The following is a 15743-nucleotide window of genomic DNA, read 5'->3' as shown; positions in this document are numbered from 1 at the left end:
TTTGTGGCCGTCCTTTCCGGACGGATACGGACCGGCACTCGGCGAGCCCCGCAGGTCGCCGCGCGCATCGGGCGCCCCTCGACCCCCCGCCGCGCAGCCACGCTTCGCCAGCGCAGGCCATCTCGCAACTGCCAGCCCATCCGAGCAGAACCCAGCAGCAGCAACGATCTCACCACACCCCACCGCCCCAACCGAACAGACGCGAACCGCACCGCGGGCCAGGCAGTAACGAACGCGTCGAGGACCACCCGAACCCGCGAAGCGATCGCACCCTCACCAACACAGGCCACCCCAGACAAGAAGTCCAGCCAAGCAAACCCCAGCAGCAGCAACAACAATCCCCCACCGTCCCTGCCAGACGGACACGAACCCCGCACCGCGGGCCAGGCAGTCACGAACGCAGCGCCATCCAAACCCCACGGAACACACCACCACCATCGCAAGCCCCAAGCGACATATTCAGCGAAACACCCCAGCAGCAGCAAAACCCACCAACCCCACATCCGTCCTCACTGGACGGACACCAGCCGGTACACCCCGACCGACCACCCCGCCGCATCATCAGCCACCGTCGAACCCACCATCCGAACCCACCGGCCAACCCCAACCCCACCCCCGCGACCCCACCCCATCCGTCCTCACCGGACCGAAGCAGCTCACCACCCCGTGAACCGGGCCGACGCCGCCCGCAACGCGTCCAGCGCCGCCCGGACACCGCCGTGCGACTCCTCGCCCGTCCGGCAGGTGGCCATGATCGTGCGGTCGAGTGCGGGGCGCGTGCCGACGATGCGCACGCCGTCCGGTACCCGGCCGCGGGCGAGCCGCGGCACCAGTGCGGCGCCCGCGTTTCCGGCCACGAGCGCCAGCTGTGTCGGGTAACCACCGACGGTGCAGCTGATCCGCGGCTCCACGTCCTGTGCCCGCAGCACCTGCACGAGCCAGGTGTGGCACCGGGAACCGGCGGTCCACGCGATCCACGGGAGGTCGTCAACCTCGGTGAGGTCGACGACCCGGCGGTGGGCGAGCCGATGCCCGGCGGGCAGCGCCAGGTCCGCGACGTCGGAGAACAGCGTCACGCGCGTCGCCGACGGCGGTACCACGGTCGGCAGGTCCGCCCAGCTTTCCACCACCGCCACATCGACGTCGCCCGTGACCAGCTGCGGCAGCGTCACCTCGGCCTCACCCTCGCGCAGCGTCACCTCCAGCCGCGGGTGCTGCTCGCCGAGTGCGGCCAGCGTCGGCGGCAGCAGCGCGTGCACGCAAGTGGAGATCGCGGCGATGCGGAGCGGCCCCAGAACATCCTCGCGCAGCCGTTCCAGATCCGTGCGGGCCTGTGCCAGCTGCGCGAGCACCCGTTCGGCGTGCGAGGCAAGCAACCGCCCGGCACGGGTGAGCCGCACGCCCCGGCCGCGCGGCTCCAGCAGCCCCTGCCCCGCCTCCCGTTCGAGCTTCGCCAGTTGCTGTGACACACCCGACGGCGTGACGTGCAGCGCAGCGGCCGCGGCGGCGACCGAGCCGTGCTGCGCCACCGCATGCAGCGCACGCAGCCGATCCACGTTGAACACGGTAGTGATACTACCGAATTCTCCATACGAATATTCGCTTGTCCTTGACAGTCATCACTCGCAGGCTGGACGTCGTGACGACCACCGAACTCCCCACCGCCCCACCGGCCGGGCCGATCGCGGCGTTCACCGGCCGCTTCGACCCGCGGCTGCTGGCGACGGCCGGCAGTCTCTGCGTCGCATTGTCGTCGGTGTTCATCAAGCTGTCCGGAGCGAGCGGGGCGACCAGCGCGTTCTGGCGCTGCCTCATCGCGCTGCCGATACTGGCGCTGCTCGCGCGAAACGAGGCCCGGCGCACGCGGGTGCGGGTGAACGTCGTCGCGCCACTGTTCGCCGGGCTCGGCATCGGCGTGGACTTCGTGCTGTGGGGCGAGGCGATCCCGCGGGTCGGCGCCGGGATCGCCACGGTGCTGCTGTCGGTACAGGTCGTGCTCGTGCCACTGCTGGCGTTTCTGTTCCTGCGGGACCGTCCGGACCGCCGGTTCCTGATCACCACACCGGTGCTGCTCGTCGGCATCGTGCTGGCCGGCGGGTTCGTCGGCACCGTGGTGACCGGCCCGGACCCGCTGCTGGGCGCGCTCTTCGCGCTCGCCGCGGGTGCCGGATATTCGGTGTATCTGCTACTGATCCGGTTCAGCACCACGCCCTCGACGCAGGTTCGCTCCCTGTTGCTGGCGACGCTGTCCGCCGGTGCCGTGTCGCTGGCGCTGGGCCTGCCGTTCCACCAGCTGGACTTCACGCCGGGTTGGTCCGCGTTCGGCTGGTTCGTGGCGCTGGGCCTGCTCGGTCAGGTGGCCGGCTGGCTGCTGATCGCCGGCGCGCTGCCGCGGATGCCCTCGTCGACCGGGGCGGTGCTGATGCTGCTGCAGCCGATCGGCGCAGTGCTGTTCGGCATCGTGCTGCTCGGCGAGGAACCGAGTGCGCTGCAGCTGATCGGCTGCGCGGTCGTGCTCGCCGCAGTGTGCTTCGCAGGGCGGGCACGACGGCGCTGACGGCTGCCGGGCGGGCTCCACCGCATCGTCGGCAGCGGTCCCCGGAACAACGGGCGGGGCGAGCTCACCTTCGAGGAGCTGCGGTCGACGGTGCTCAGGATCGCCGGCACTGACTTCGGCATGCGTGATCCGGTGTGGCCCTCCCGTTTCGGCAACGCGAACCGGCAGGCGGTGACCTACCGGTCAGGCACCGTGCTCCTGGCCGGGGACGCCGCCCACATGCATTACCCGACCGGCGGTGTCGGCATGAACGTCGGCATCCAGGACGCGCACAACCTGGGCTGGAAGCTCGCCGCCGTACTGGCCGGGCGCACGGACGAAACCCTGCTCGACACCTACCACGATGAACGGCACCCCGTCGGCACCGAACTGCTCGGCCACACCCGCGCCCAGACCGCGTTGATGGGCGCGTTCTCGCCGGAAGGGCAGGCACTGCGCGCATTGCTGAGCGAGCTGCTCGCGAAAACCCCGGACATGTCCAGGGAACTCGCCGAACGGCTGTCCGGGCTCAACGTCGCCTACGCGACCGGCAAGCGCGTCCGCAACCTCGAACTTCCGAACGGCAGCACGCTATTCGAGAAGCTGCGCACCGGAACACACGTCGCCACCGGAATGGGACTCGTCCGGCCGGACGGACATCTCGCCGCAGCCGGGGTCGGCTGAAACACGCCCGATTCTCTTGGTGCGCAACGATCCCGTGCCGTGCGCCTGCCGGCCGGCAGGCGCACGGCACGGTGCTCAGCCCAGCGGGACTTCGTTCGAACGGGATTCCACCGCGTCCAGCGCGGCCAGCGTTCCGGCGTCGAAGCCGATCCCGGCGACCGCGGCGTTGGCCTCCAGGTGCGCGATCTCGGCGGTACCCGGGATCACCAGCGTGTTCGGCGCGTGGTGCAGGAGCCAGGCCAGGCCCACCTGCGCGACGGTCACGCCGAGCGACTCCGCCACCGCGTGCGCGACCGGCTCGTCGGCGAGCTTCCGCAGGCCCGGGAACGCTCCGCCCAGGGGGAAGAACGGGACCCACGGGATGCCCGTGGAAAGACACAGCCGCAGCATGTCCTCGTCGTCTCGGGAGACGAGGCTGTAGGCGTTCTGGACGCAGGCGATCCCGGCCGGCAGCGCGGTGCGCAGGCCGTCGAGGGTCACGCTGCTCAGCCCGATCGCGCCGATCTTGCCCTCGTCGCGCAGCGCGGTCAGGACGGCGAGCTGATCGTCGAGGTCCACGGCCTGATCCCCGGCCGGGCGCAGGCCCGGCCCGGTGTCCAGGCGCCGCAGGTTGACCACGTCGAGACGGTCGGCGCCGAGGCTGCGCAGGTTGTCCTCGACGGTGGCCCGCAGCTGCTCGGGCCGCTGCGCGGTGCGCAGCGGCAGCCGCCCGCCCGGGTCCGGATCCGCGCCGACTTTCGTCACGACCAGCGCGCCGTCGTCGGGGCGGAGGGCTTCCCTCAGCACCGAGTTGGCGAACCCGAAGCCGTAGAACTCGGCCGTGTCGAAGTGATTCACGCCCAGCTCGACGGCGCGGCGCACCAGGGCGACGGCGTCGGCACGCCGTTCGTGCAGCCGCGGGAGCTGGGCCGCGCCGTAGCCGACCCGGGCCACGGTCCGGCCGGCGAACGGGGCAAGTGCGGTGGTGATGGGAACCTCCTCGGTCGATGTCCGTCGCCCGCACAGTACCGACAACAGATGACAGATTTCAATATCTGTCAGCAAGCTGGTCCGCGTCCCGCGGGGTAGGCTGCCCGCCGAAGCGGCCCGGCGTGAGGAGGAGACCGCATGCGGAAAGAGCCGCTCGACGCGGGCACGATCGTGTCGGCCGCGGAGGACGCGCTGCGCCGGTACGGGCCGGACAAGACCACGGTGCTCGACGTCGCCCGGCTCCTCGGCGTCAGCCACGGCAGCGTGTACCGGCACTTCCCGTCCAAGGCGGCGCTGCGAGAGGCGGTGATCAGCCGCTGGCTCGACCGGACGCGGGACCAGCTCGCCGGCACCACCGGGGATCCCGGGCAGCCGGCTGTCGAACGACTCCGCGAACTGCTCACCACCCTGTTCCGCGTCAAATGGGCCAAGGCGGACGAGGATCCGGAGCTGTTCGCCGCCTTCCTCACCCTCGCGTCCGAGCACAGCGGCACCTCCGCGGCACACGTCGCCTTTCTGCTCGAGCAGATCCGCGAAATCGTCACTGACGGAATCGACGCCGGCGAATTCGCGCCGGGCGAACCGGACACCATCGCCCGCGCGGTGTTCGACGGGACCAGCCGCTTCCACGATCCGAGACACGCCGGCGACTGGCGGAATCCGGGCATCGAAGCGGAATCCGCCGCGGTCGTATCCCTTCTTCTCGACGGCATCCGCGCCCGCTGAACCGTTTCTCAGCGTCCCCACAGCGCCGTCGCGCAAACATCCACTGTGGACTTTCGAGCCGGCGGATCCGCGATCCGGGATTTCTTCGCGCACCCGCTCGCGTCGTTTCGGATCATCGTCGTTGTGGGCCTGGCACTCACCGTCCTCGGCGCGGTGATGGCATTGTCGGCCACGGCCGCCGCGGCGAATCCCGCTTCCGGCGTCGGCGTATACCAGGGTTTCGCACGACATCTCCTTTATGTCGCAATCGGTTTGGCCGCATTCGTGGCCGGACTCCGGATTCCGCTGGCGAAACTGCGCCGGGCCGCGGTCCCGGCGCTGGGCGTCGCGATCGTCGGACTGGTCCTGGTGCTCACCCCGCTCGGCAGCGATCACGGCGGTGCCCAGCGCTGGCTCGCGGCGGGCCCGATCACCGTGCAACCGGTGGAGATCGCGAAGGTCGCGCTCGTGTTGTGGGGCGCGCACCTGCTCGTGGCGAAGCGCCACTTGGTTCAGCAATGGCGGCATCTGCTGGTACCACTCGTCCCGGTGACGCTGGTGCTGTGTGCCCTGGTATTGGCCCAACCAAACCTCAGCGGCACCGTCACCCTGGCCCTGATCGCGCTGGGACTACTGTGGTTCGCCGACGCGCCCAGGCGGCTGTTCCTCGCGCTGGTCGCCGGAGGCGGTGCCGGAATTCTCGTGCTCGCACTGTTCGCCAACTACCGGCTCGCGCGCGTGCTGTCCTTCCTGTCCTCGGACGCGGACGTGAGCGGCAGCGGCTACCAGGCCCAGCAAGCGCAATACGCACTCGCCGACGGCGGCTGGTTCGGCGTCGGGCTCGGCCAGGGCGCGGCGAAATGGAGCTACCTGCCCGACGTGCAGAACGACTTCGTCTTCGCCCTCATCGGCGAAGAGCTGGGATTCGCCGGCTGTGTGCTGGTATTGGTGCTGTTCGGCCTGCTCGCCGTCGCCGGGCTACGGACCGCGGCAGACGCCGCCGACCCGTGGGTCCGCCTGGTCGCGGCGACGACCACATTGCTGCTGGTCGCGCAGGCGTTGATCAACATCGGATACGTGACCGGGATCCTGCCGGTGACCGGGGTGACGCTGCCACTCGTCTCCTCGGGCGGCACTTCACTGGTGATCACCATGCTGCAGTTCGGCGTCCTGGCCCAGGCCGCCCGGCAGGAGGCTCGCACGAGTCCAGTCGGCACCGTCCGGGCGTGATCAAGTCCCTCGCCGAGCCTGGGCGGCGCCGGGCTCACGGTCTGCGCGCGCTGTCCTGGAAACAGAACGTGATCGTCAACGCCGACGCGACACCTCGGTGACCGCACCCCTTGCCGGAGGGTTGGGCGACTGGACCCGACCCAGGTTGTTCAAAGCGTCCATATCGTTGCCACGAAAGCACCTCCGTGGCAACGACACCGGCCGCGAACGCGAAGCTCTCCCCACGAGAACGACGTGTCATGCGTTTCGGAGCAATCCGCGCCTACTCCGGAAGATCCCCCGTCGCCGCGAAGTCCAGGCGTTTCGACACCGACACCGCCTGGTCGGCGAACCGCTCGTAGAACCGGGTCACCAAGGTCAGCGCCACCGCGACGCGCTGGTCGTGCGGCCAGGACGGGGAGGTGATCGTGGCCAGCACACGAGCGTGCAGGGCGTCCACGGTCTCGTCGGTGCGGCTCAGCTCGGCGTAGCCGCCGCGGCCGCCGTCGCGGACGAGGGAGGCCACGCGGTCGGCCATGCCGGCGGTTTCCCGGCCCAGGTCGGTGAACACCTGCTCCAGCTCGGCGGGCACGGCGTGGTCCGGATGGCGGCGACGGGCCGTGCCGGCGATGTGCGCGGCCAGGTCACCCATGCGCTCGATCTTCTCCGCGCAGTACACCACGGCCAGCACCCCGCGCAGGTCACCGGCGACCGGGGCCTGCAGGGCGAGCAGCGCGTACGCGTCCTCCTCGCAGACCGCGCGCAGTTCGTCGAGCTGGTCGTCGGCGCCGAGGACTTCCTCGGCCAGCAAGAGATCCGCGGTGAGCAGCGCACGGGTGGCGCGCCGCATGGCCTCGGCGGCGGCATCGGCCATCGTGGCCAGTTTGCCGTCCAGCTGTACGAGATCGCCCTGGAAGCCGTCGCGCATGAACCCGAGATTACCGACGTTCGGCGTGCCGCGCGGCGTCGGCCGGGGTGAACCTGTGGCCGCCCTCGTGGCCGCCCGGGCCGGAACACCCGACGCCCGTCTCGGACACCGCCTCGCATTCGGCACGCGATTCCAGCACGCGTCGCCCCGGCCACCACCTCAGCCACCACTCGCCCACCACGACCGGCGCCACGTGCTCGTGCCCGTGACCGGCTTCGAGTGCGCAATACAGTTCCGAGCCCGTCCCGCGCAGCGCCATGCTCCGCAGCACCGACCGCTCCCGTCCGGAAAGCTCCACCGATTCCCGGCACAGCACGCCTTCGGCCATGTGATCAGCTTAAGGGAACCGGCTCACCCGGGCGCGCCCGGAGTCCACGGTCGGCCCAACTCCGCAGGTCCGCGCTTCACCCGGCGACGAGCAGCTCGATCGCGGTGGCCACGGACTCCAGCGACGCTTCCTCCCGCGCGGCGAGCGCGAGCACGAACGCGCCCTGTACCAGCGCGAGCACCGCGTCCGCGAGCAGCCCGGCCGGCTGGTCCGCGCGGACCTCCCCGCGCTGCTGCCCGGTCTCCAGCAGCCCGGCGATCCGCTCGCGCCAGCCGCCCAGGTCCTCGGCCAGCCGGGCCCGGAAACCCTCGTGCCCGGCGGCCAGCTCGGTCGCCAGCTTCCCGGCCAGGCAGGCCCGCTGGTGCCCGGACCCGGTGAACCGCGCGGCCATCGCCCGGAAGTATCCGGCCAGCAGAGCGGGCACCGGCAGCTCGGCCCGCCCGCTCCACTCCGCCAGCTGATCGAGCTGGAACTGCATGTACCGGGCCAGCACCTGGCGCGCGAACGCCTCCTTCGACCCGAAGTGGTGGTAGAAGGAACCCTTCGGCACCCCGGCCGCGTCCAGGATCCCGTCGATCGTGGTGCCGTGGAACCCGCGCGCATACAGCTGGCGAAGTCCTTCACGGAGCAGCTTCTCGCGGTGCGGAACGGTGGTCACGGCGCTCATCGGTGGCTTTCTCGCTCCTCCGGCTCGGGACGGCCGAGTCTAGCCGGAGCAGGACTGGACTGCGCCGTCTAGACGTTTCAGTCCAGGACCCAGCCCGGCCAGCTCACCCACGCCTCACGACTGCCCTTGACCGTCCACAAGAGACACACAGGCGGACAAGAGTGTCCACAGTGGTCCTAACCCGCTACCCGTTTACCCGCTCCAGCAACGCGAACAGGTTCTCCCAGTGCCGCTTCTCGGCCTTCTCCTGATACGCCGCCGTGTCGGTCATCGTGTATCCGTGCGCGGCACCCTCGTACACCTCGGATCGATAGGTCACCCCGGCCTCGTCCAGCGCCCGTTCGAGGGTCGCGATCTGGTCGGCGTTCATCGAGTGGTCCTGGTCGGCGTGCCCGAAGTAGACCTCGCCGGTGATCGAGCCGACCCGCAGGTGCGGGCTGTCCGGATCGTCGGTGGCCAGCCTGCCGCCGTGGAAGCTCGCGACCGCCTTGACCCGCTCCGGCAGTGCCTCGATCACCTTCAGCGCGTTGAGCCCGCCCATGCAGTACCCGGTGATCACCACCGGCTTCTCGGCCACGCCCTCCTGCGCATGAAAGAAGTCCAGGTACTTCCCGGCGTCACGCACGATCGCGTCGGTGTCCAGCTGCCTCATCATCGGCATGAGCCGCCCGAAGATCGCTTCGCGCCGGCTCGCGTCGGCCAGCGCGGCCATATCCTCCACCATCGGCGAACGCCCGCCCCGGTAGAGCAGGTTCGGCGCGAGCACGGCGTAGCCCGCCGCGGCGATCCGCTCCGCCATCTCCTCGATCCGCGGGCGGACCCCGAAGGCGTCCATGAACAGCATCACACCCGGGTGCGGCCCACCGTCGGGGACGACCAGATACGCATCGGCGACCCCGTCACCGGCCGGCACGTCCACGTAGTCCTTGCGCATGCGCAGTCACTCCTGTTGCTTGGGGTATCGACTCCAATCTAGCCCGGCCGGGACGGGGCCCGCCGGGTGGGGATTCGTCCGATTCTCCTTGCTTGTGAACGGAATCCGATACCTGAAAGCTCGTCGTATAGGACGTTATACAACGTTCGGGCACCGCCCCCTGGTCAAGTCCCTTGTGGACGGTCGTACGCCGCGGCCAGCAGCGCGCGTGCGGTGGCGAACGCGCCCGGCAGGTCGTGGCCGAGCCCGGAGACGACGTCATCCAGCGCCCGCAGGCCGGCGCGGTCCAGCAGGGTCTTCTCGTTGGTCACCCATTCCCCCCGTGCGGCGAGGATCGCGTGTGCGGCTTGCAGCGCTGCCAGGCCCAGTGAGGCCGCCGTCTCGGTGACGCGGCCGCGGGCGACGTAGGCCGGTTCCGCGTAGCCGAGGGTGCGGTCGGCGGCCGCGCGCCAGAACTCCGCCGCGGTGCTGCGCAACGGGTCCGGGTAGGCCGGGCGCGGCAGCTCCCCGTGCAGGACCCGGTTGCCCGCCAGCTCGCCGAGCACCAGGTAACTCGGGATCCCGGCCAGGTGGAACGCCAGCGGTTCCCAGTGGAACCGGCCTTCCCGGGCTTCGGCCAGCTCGTGGTCGATCACGTCGAGATCGCGGTAGTGCACGTCCACCGGCCGGCCCTCGACCCTCAGCCAGGCGCCGCCGTTGAACACGCCGCCACCCCAGGCGCCGAGGTCCGAGACCTCGCCGGGCAGGCCGAGCGCGCGCAGATCGCCGGGATCGAAGTGGCCGCGGTAGTAGAGGGCGAAGTCCCAGTCGCTGTCCGGGCGATGGGTGCCCTGCGCGCGCGAGCCGCCGAGTGCCACGGCGCGCACCCCGGGCAGCGCGGCGAGCAGGGCGGCGACGTCCTCGGCGAAGGTGTCCCTGGAGTTCTCCGGCATCTCCCGAAGATGCCACGAAACCGCGGCAAGATCGCTACGTTTTCCCGGAATACCATCCCGAACAGGGGGTTTCATGCATCGCCTTGGCACTGCCGTCCTCGCCGCACTGATCGGTACCGCACTCCTCACCGCGACAGCTCCGGCAGCGCAGGCCGCGGAGCCATCGACCTTCCTGGCCACACACAACAGCTACTCCGGCAACGTCGACGGCGCCAAGGGGCCGATCGCCGGCCAGCTGAACCGGGGCGTGCGCTTCATCGAGCTGGACGTGCACGACAACGGTTACGCCACCGCACACGACTACGGTATCGGCCACAGCTCCCCCGGCGACCTCGTGGACCACGCCGGCAACCCGGCCTCGAACAACCTCCGCGACTGGCTCGCCCTGGTGAACACCTGGTCCACCGCGCACCCCACGGCCGCACCGATCATGGTGATGCTGGACCTCAAGGACGACCTCACCGACAACGCCACCTGGAACGCGACGCGCTGACCTGCGGGGACAAGGACTGCCGACCGGCGAACCGATCCGCCGCCGAACGCACCGTGCTCCCAGGGTGTCGGCAAAGTTGGTCGGGGACCCGGCAGTGGGCGATGCGGAGGTGTGTGCGACCACCTCGTAGCGTGCGCCGGACCGTTTTCGGGTCCGTGAAGGGACCCTTCACAGACTCAGAGTCCGTGAAGGGACCCTTCACAGACCTCTACACCGACTTTGCCGGAACCCTGCACCGTGCTCCGGTGAGCAGGGCCGGTTCGCCGGTCACCGCGAGGCATCCGAAGCCCGGCAGAGGGCCCGCGCTCTCTCACCCCGACGGGGAGAACCCGGGCCGCGGGACCGGTGTTCCTCCCAAGAACACCGGCCACCGCTCGCCCTGCCGGGCGTCCGCGCCCGGTCCGCGCCTCGCGCCTAGTGCCGCAGCACCACGGACCCGAACGAGACCGGACGGACCGGCTCGCCCCGGGGCTCGGGTACTCGCACGCGCGCCCCGGCCTCCGCCCGGTCGCAATATCGCTCGAACCGTTCCATCAGGACGGTGGCGATCATCACGACCACGGGCGTAGCCAGCGCGAACCACATGGTCCTTCGGATACCCAGCGGCCCGGCGGGCCAATCCCCGTGTCGCCCGGCCAGGTGATCACCGGTCCCGGTGAAACGGCGGCGATCCGGCGTGTCGCGCTTGCCCGGCACCGCGCACGGCCCGCGCACGTAAGCTGGCATCGTGCGTACCCGACCGACGCTGACCTGGGCCGCTCCGGGCGATCCGCTCCCCCGCACGAGCCACCTCGCCGAGGTGGCCGAAGTGCTCGCCGACGGCCGGGTGCTGGTGCTGACCGGGGCCGGGATCTCCACCGAGTCCGGCATTCCCGACTACCGCGGCGAGTCCGGCAGCCTGCGCCGGCACACGCCGATGACCTACGACGAGTTCACCACGAGTGCCGCCGGGCGGCGCCGGTATTGGGCACGCAGCCATCTCGGCTGGCGCACCATCGCGCGCGCCGCACCCAATTCCGGGCACCACGCCCTCGCCGCACTGCGCGCGAGTGGCCGGGTTTCCGGCGTGATCACGCAGAACGTGGACGGCCTGCACCGCGCGGCCGGTACCCCGGGAGTGGTGGAGCTGCACGGCAATCTCGATCGCGTGATCTGTCTCGGCTGCCGCCGCGGCAGTGCCCGGGAAGAGCTGGACACCCGGCTTCGCACGGCCAATCCGGACTTCGGCGGCACCGCCTCCCGGATCAACCCGGACGGTGACGTCGAGCTGGCCGAGGAGGCCGTCCGCGCCTTCACGGTCGTCGAGTGCCTGCGGTGCGGCGGAATACTCAAACCCGATGTCGTCTTCTTCGGCGAGAACGTGCCCCGCGCCCGGGTCGAGCGGTGCTACCGGCTCGTCGACCGGGCGGCCGCGCTGCTCGTGCTCGGCTCCTCGTTGACGGTGATGTCCGGGCTCCGCTTCGTCCGGCACGCCGCGAAGGCCGGGAAGCCGGTCATGATCGTCAACCGCGGCCAGACCCGGGGCGACGAGTACGCGTCCATACGGGTCGACCGGCCGCTCGGTGCGGCGCTCGTGGAGTTGCGCTCCTTGCTGGATCCGGTGCCCGACGCGGCGGCCACGCCCTAGCAGGACCGCGCGTCCACGATGGACGGAGGCACAGCCGTCCTCCAGCGAAGCCAGGACCAGGGCCTACCGCTGTACAAGCGGCCCGCAAGGGCAGGAGAACTGCACGAACACTCCAGGCCCCGAACGTTCGCTCTGGGCTTTTCGCCTCGTGCTCTTAGATTTCTCGCGTGAGTCGCCGCAAAGCGGCCGAAGCGGGAGGAACCGGGGTGCGGGAACAACGGAGCGGGCACGGGGCAAGGCGGGTGCGCCGATCCTCGGCGGCGGTGGCGACGGTCCTGGTCCTGCTGTCCGCGCAAGCGTGCGCGAGCAAGTCCGACGTGACCATCGACGTGCTCATGGTGGACAACCCGCAGATGGTCGAGCTGCAGCAGCTCACCGCGACCGAGTTCACCCCGCGGACCGGGATCAAGGTCAACTTCACCGTGCTGCCCGAGAACCGGCTCCGGGACGAGGTCGACCGCGAGTTCACCGCGCAGGCGGGCAAGTACGACGTGGCGTCGGTGAGCAACTTCGAGACGCCGATCTACGCGGGCCGCCATCAGCTCAAGGCCCTGGACTCGTACACCAAGGACGACAGCACCTTCGACGTGAAGGACCTGATCGCCCCGATCGCGGACTCGCTGCGCGGGCCGGACGGACGGCTGTACGCGGCGCCGTTCTACGGCGAATCCTCGATCCTGATGTACCGCACCGACGTGCTCGGCAACCTCGGTATCCGGCTGCCGGCGACGCCGACCTGGCAGCAGGTCTCCGACGCCGCGGAGGCCGTGGAGCACGCCAAGAACGGGATGCACGGGATCTGCCTGCGCGGCCAGCCCGGCTGGGGCAACATGATCGCGCCGCTGACCACGATGATCAACACCTTCGGCGGCACCTGGTTCGACGCCGGCTGGAACGTGCGCACCGACGCCCCGGAGTTCCGCGAGGCCGTGCGGTTCTATCTGGACCTGCTGCACAAGGCCGGCGAGGACGTTCCGGAGCGCAGCGGCTATCAGGAGTGCGCCACCGCGATCGAACAGGGCAAGGTCGCCATGTGGTACGACTCGACCGCGGGCGCCGCGCAGCTGGAGGCGCCCACCAGCGCGGTCCGCAGCCGGATCGGCTACCTCTCCGCACCCGTGCTCAAGACCTCGACCGCCGGCTGGCTCTACACCTGGGCCTGGGGGATGGAGGAGAGCACCGATCACCCGGACGAGGCCTGGAAGTTCATGTCCTGGGCGAGCGGCCGGGACTACCAGCGGCTGGCGGGCAAGGTCGTCGGCCAGGCGAAGGCGCCCGCGGGCACCCGGTACTCGACTTACAACGATCCCGAATACCTGGCCGACGCCGGGGCGTTCGCCATGCCCACCTTCCTGTCCATCACCTCGGTCGACCCGCGCAAGGCGGGGCTGCAGCCGCGGCCCACGGCGGGCATCCAGTTCGTCGCGGTGCCGGAGTTCCGCCAGCTCGGCACCCAGGCCTCGCAGGCGCTGGCCGGGGTGCTCGAAGGGAAGACGAAACTGGACGACGCGCTCGCCGACATCCGCGGGATGGCGGAGAAGGTCGCGGCGCAGTACCGGAAGAAGTGACCGCTCAGCGCGCCGCGCGGCCGCCGGGCACCCGGTGCCGGATCAGCCGGGAACTGTTCCCGACCACCGCGACCGACGACGCGTTGTGCAGCACCGCCGCCACCACCGGGGACAGCGCGCCCGCGGCGGAGACCACCAGGCCCAGCGCGTTGACCGCGATGGACAGGCCGTAGTTCTGCCGGATCAGCGTGACACTGCGGCGGCTGAGGTCGCGCAGGGACAGCAGGGCACGCAGGTCGTCGCCGGCCAGCGCCACGTCCGCGGTCTCCACGGCCACGTCCGTGCCGTTCACGCCCATCGCGATGCCGATGTCGGCCAGCGCCAGCGCGGGAGCGTCGTTCGTGCCGTCGCCGACCACGGCGACCACATGCCCGTCCTCCCGCAGCCGCCGCACCACGTCCTGTTTGTCCTCGGGCAGCACCTGCGCCTGGAACTCCTCGACGCCCAGCTCCGCGGCGACCGCGGCCGCCGTGCCCGGGTGGTCCCCGGTCAGCAGCACGATCCGGCGCACACCGTCCGCGCGCAACGCCTGAAGTACTTCACGCGCTTCGGGACGTACCTTGTCCCGCAACGAAACCAGCCCGGTGAGCGCGCCGTCCACCGCCAGCAGCAACGGGGTTTCGGCCGCCTCACGGAGTTTCGCGACCCAGCGGCGAGCCTCGCCGGGCAGCTCCACGCCCTCGCCCTGCACCAGTTCCGCGCTGCCGATCAGCAGCACCCGGCCGTCGCTGGCCACCCGCATCCCTTGTCCCAGCAGGACTTCGCACTCCTCGTGCGGCGGGATCCGGATCCGCCGCTCCTCGGTGGAGCGGATCACCGCCTGCGCCAGCGGATGCCGGGAGTGGATCTCCGAGCTGGCCGCGTGCGCCAGCACCCGCTCCGGCGTCCAGTCCTCGGCGAAGGAGATCACGTTCGTGACCACCGGACGGCCGAGGGTGAGCGTGCCGGTCTTGTCGAAGACCATCGCGTCCACCCGGCCGGCCGCCTCCAGGTGCGCGCCGCCCTTGACCAGGATGCCGCGCCGCGCGCCGTTGCCGATCGCAGCGCTGATCGCGGTGGGCGTGGCCAGCCCGACCGCGCACGGGCACGCGACCAGCAGCATGGTCATCGCCCGCCGCACGTCCCGGGTGGCCAGTAAAGTCAGCCCGGCGAGCGCGAAGGAGGCGGGCACGAACCGCCGCGAGAACACCTCGGCCACGGTCTGGATCGGCGCGCGGTCCTCCTGCGCCTGCTCGACCCGGCGGATGATCCGGCCGATCGCGGTGTCCGCGCCGACCGCGCTCGCCCGCACCACGAGCCTTCCCCGCAGCAGCACCGAACCGGCGTGCAACGCGGTCCCGGCGGTCACGCTGACCGGCAGCTGCTCCCCCGTGACCGCGGACTGGTCCACGATCCCCTCACCCTCGGCCACCTCCCCGTCGACCGGCAGCACCACGTGTTCGTGCAGCACGACCTCGTCGCCCACGGCGAGATCGGCGATGTCGACCTCCGCCTCGACCGTGCCGATGCGGCGCCAGATTCGGGTCTGTGTGCCGGTCAGCAGCTCGGAAACCGCGCGGCGGCTTCGTCGCAACGTCAGGTCTTGGAGGTATTCACCGATATTGAGCAGCCAGAGCACGGTGAGCGCCACGACGTTCTCGCGCAGCACGAGGCTCGCCACCGTCGCGGCAGAGACCAGCGCGTCGGTGCCTGCGCCCCGTCCGCCGCCCAGCGAGCGGAGCGCACCGCGCAGGAACGGGTAGCCGGTGAAGATGGTGACGCCGGTGGCCGCCGTCCGGCCGGCCGCACCGAGCACCGGCGGACGGCGCAGGCCGTAACGGCGGATCCCCAGCACCACGAGCGCGAGCCCGCCCACGACCATCCGGACGAGGTCGGCGTTGCGCACGTCCGCCGAGCGCGGCGACCGGGTGGCGGACGGCGCGGGCCGCGCGGCTCCGTCCCGGATCGCGGCGAGCAACTCCGCGCGGTCACAGCGCGCCCGGTCGTACCACACGACGACGCTCGCGGTGCGCGGATACGCATGCACCTGGCGCACACCGGGCACGCGGTCCACGACGTCCTCCACCGCGACCGCGCGCGAGGCGTCGCCGGACAGCGGCGGGACGTGGAAACGCACCCGTCCCGCCGCGTCGGACAGCACCTGCGGTTCGACCGTGGCCACGG

Annotated in this window: 16 protein-coding genes; 7 read left to right on the top strand and 9 right to left on the bottom strand. The window is 70.9% G+C overall.

Going from position 1 to position 15743, the window contains the following annotated elements; all coding sequences use genetic code 11:
* Positions 1–656 precede the first annotated feature (656 nt).
* Positions 657–1565, bottom strand: a complete 909-nt coding sequence (locus D5S19_RS08620) for a LysR family transcriptional regulator (protein WP_120022787.1) — start codon at positions 1563–1565, stop codon at positions 657–659.
* Between the two features lie 44 nt (positions 1566–1609).
* Here D5S19_RS08620 and D5S19_RS08615 point away from each other — a divergent pair, with 44 nt between their 5' ends.
* Both D5S19_RS08615 and D5S19_RS08610 read left to right on the top strand, forming a co-directional pair.
* The gene (locus D5S19_RS08615) at positions 1610–2557 is read left to right on the top strand and encodes a DMT family transporter (RefSeq protein ID WP_325050246.1); all 948 of its coding nucleotides are present in this window, start codon (positions 1610–1612) and stop codon (positions 2555–2557) included.
* Between the two features lie 3 nt (positions 2558–2560).
* Complete coding sequence (locus D5S19_RS08610) at positions 2561–3220, top strand: FAD-dependent monooxygenase (RefSeq protein ID WP_120022785.1); 660 nt, start codon at positions 2561–2563, stop codon at positions 3218–3220.
* Positions 3221–3295: 75 nt separating this feature from the next.
* On the opposite strand, the gene D5S19_RS08605 is transcribed toward D5S19_RS08610, so the two are convergent.
* Positions 3296–4225 (bottom strand): aldo/keto reductase, encoded by a 930-nt coding sequence (locus D5S19_RS08605; RefSeq protein WP_233573781.1) that lies wholly within the window; start codon positions 4223–4225, stop codon positions 3296–3298.
* A gap of 102 nt (positions 4226–4327) precedes the next feature.
* Between D5S19_RS08605 and D5S19_RS08600 the strand changes: the two genes are divergently transcribed.
* Together D5S19_RS08600 and ftsW are read left to right on the top strand one after the other, a co-directional pair.
* Positions 4328–4915 carry a TetR family transcriptional regulator gene (locus tag D5S19_RS08600; protein WP_120022784.1) on the top strand — a complete coding sequence of 196 codons (588 nt, stop codon included), beginning with the start codon at positions 4328–4330 and terminating at the stop codon, positions 4913–4915.
* A gap of 45 nt (positions 4916–4960) precedes the next feature.
* The gene (gene ftsW / locus D5S19_RS08595) at positions 4961–6124 is read left to right on the top strand and encodes a putative lipid II flippase FtsW (RefSeq protein WP_120022783.1); all 1164 of its coding nucleotides are present in this window, start codon (positions 4961–4963) and stop codon (positions 6122–6124) included.
* A 262-nt stretch (positions 6125–6386) separates the two neighbouring features.
* Here ftsW and D5S19_RS08590 read toward each other — a convergent pair whose 3' ends face one another.
* From D5S19_RS08590 to D5S19_RS08570, 5 genes are all read right to left on the bottom strand, one after another.
* On the bottom strand, positions 6387–7031 hold the full coding sequence (locus D5S19_RS08590) for a phosphate signaling complex PhoU family protein (protein WP_120022782.1): 645 nt from the start codon (positions 7029–7031) through the stop codon (positions 6387–6389).
* Between the two features lie 10 nt (positions 7032–7041).
* Positions 7042–7359: a hypothetical protein gene (locus D5S19_RS08585; RefSeq protein ID WP_120022781.1), complete on the bottom strand. Its 318-nt coding sequence runs from the start codon at positions 7357–7359 to the stop codon at positions 7042–7044.
* Positions 7360–7435: 76 nt separating this feature from the next.
* On the bottom strand, positions 7436–8026 hold the full coding sequence (locus tag D5S19_RS08580; protein WP_120022780.1) for a TetR/AcrR family transcriptional regulator: 591 nt from the start codon (positions 8024–8026) through the stop codon (positions 7436–7438).
* A gap of 184 nt (positions 8027–8210) precedes the next feature.
* Positions 8211–8960 (bottom strand): dienelactone hydrolase family protein, encoded by a 750-nt coding sequence (locus D5S19_RS08575; protein ID WP_120022779.1) that lies wholly within the window; start codon positions 8958–8960, stop codon positions 8211–8213.
* Between the two features lie 164 nt (positions 8961–9124).
* Positions 9125–9892, bottom strand: coding sequence for a nucleotidyltransferase domain-containing protein (locus D5S19_RS08570; RefSeq protein ID WP_120022778.1), 768 nt, complete (start codon positions 9890–9892; stop codon positions 9125–9127).
* Positions 9893–9965: 73 nt separating this feature from the next.
* On the opposite strand from D5S19_RS08570, the gene D5S19_RS08565 reads away from it, so the two are divergent.
* Entirely contained in the window at positions 9966–10385 is a 420-nt protein-coding gene (locus tag D5S19_RS08565; protein WP_233573777.1) for a PI-PLC domain-containing protein, read from the top strand.
* A 414-nt stretch (positions 10386–10799) separates the two neighbouring features.
* Here D5S19_RS08565 and D5S19_RS08560 read toward each other — a convergent pair whose 3' ends face one another.
* Positions 10800–11111 carry a hypothetical protein gene (locus tag D5S19_RS08560; protein ID WP_120022777.1) on the bottom strand — a complete coding sequence of 104 codons (312 nt, stop codon included), beginning with the start codon at positions 11109–11111 and terminating at the stop codon, positions 10800–10802.
* A gap of 1 nt (position 11112) precedes the next feature.
* Here D5S19_RS08560 and D5S19_RS08555 point away from each other — a divergent pair, with 1 nt between their 5' ends.
* Together D5S19_RS08555 and D5S19_RS08550 are read left to right on the top strand one after the other, a co-directional pair.
* Positions 11113–12012: an NAD-dependent protein deacetylase gene (locus D5S19_RS08555; RefSeq protein ID WP_120022776.1), complete on the top strand. Its 900-nt coding sequence runs from the start codon at positions 11113–11115 to the stop codon at positions 12010–12012.
* A 167-nt stretch (positions 12013–12179) separates the two neighbouring features.
* A complete protein-coding gene (locus D5S19_RS08550; RefSeq protein ID WP_199730403.1) occupies positions 12180–13580 on the top strand; it encodes an extracellular solute-binding protein in 1401 nt (466 codons plus the stop codon).
* 4 nt (positions 13581–13584) lie between these two features.
* Here D5S19_RS08550 and D5S19_RS08545 read toward each other — a convergent pair whose 3' ends face one another.
* The gene (locus D5S19_RS08545; RefSeq protein ID WP_120022774.1) at positions 13585–15741 is read right to left on the bottom strand and encodes a heavy metal translocating P-type ATPase; all 2157 of its coding nucleotides are present in this window, start codon (positions 15739–15741) and stop codon (positions 13585–13587) included.
* Between the last annotated feature and the right edge of the window lie 2 nt (positions 15742–15743).

The organism is Amycolatopsis panacis, from assembly GCF_003600245.1.
Taxonomy (GTDB): Bacteria; Actinomycetota; Actinomycetes; order Mycobacteriales; family Pseudonocardiaceae; genus Amycolatopsis; species Amycolatopsis sulphurea.
Note: the sequence above shows the minus strand (reverse complement) of the source record. Positions and strands in the feature narration are given on the sequence as shown.

Bases quoted from the DNA above. Each gene is read 5' to 3' on its own strand.
- D5S19_RS08600 (WP_120022784.1), top strand. From the start codon at position 4,328: ATGCGGAAAGAGCCGCTCGACGCGGGCACGATCGTGTCGGCCGCGGAG.
- D5S19_RS08590 (WP_120022782.1), bottom strand. From the start codon at position 7,031: ATGCGCGACGGCTTCCAGGGCGATCTCGTACAGCTGGACGGCAAACTG.
- D5S19_RS08585 (WP_120022781.1), bottom strand. From the start codon at position 7,359: ATGGCCGAAGGCGTGCTGTGCCGGGAATCGGTGGAGCTTTCCGGACGG.
- D5S19_RS08580 (WP_120022780.1), bottom strand. From the start codon at position 8,026: ATGAGCGCCGTGACCACCGTTCCGCACCGCGAGAAGCTGCTCCGTGAA.
- D5S19_RS08575 (WP_120022779.1), bottom strand. From the start codon at position 8,960: ATGCGCAAGGACTACGTGGACGTGCCGGCCGGTGACGGGGTCGCCGAT.
- D5S19_RS08570 (WP_120022778.1), bottom strand. From the start codon at position 9,892: ATGCCGGAGAACTCCAGGGACACCTTCGCCGAGGACGTCGCCGCCCTG.
- D5S19_RS08565 (WP_233573777.1), top strand. From the start codon at position 9,966: ATGCATCGCCTTGGCACTGCCGTCCTCGCCGCACTGATCGGTACCGCA.
- D5S19_RS08560 (WP_120022777.1), bottom strand. From the start codon at position 11,111: ATGCCAGCTTACGTGCGCGGGCCGTGCGCGGTGCCGGGCAAGCGCGAC.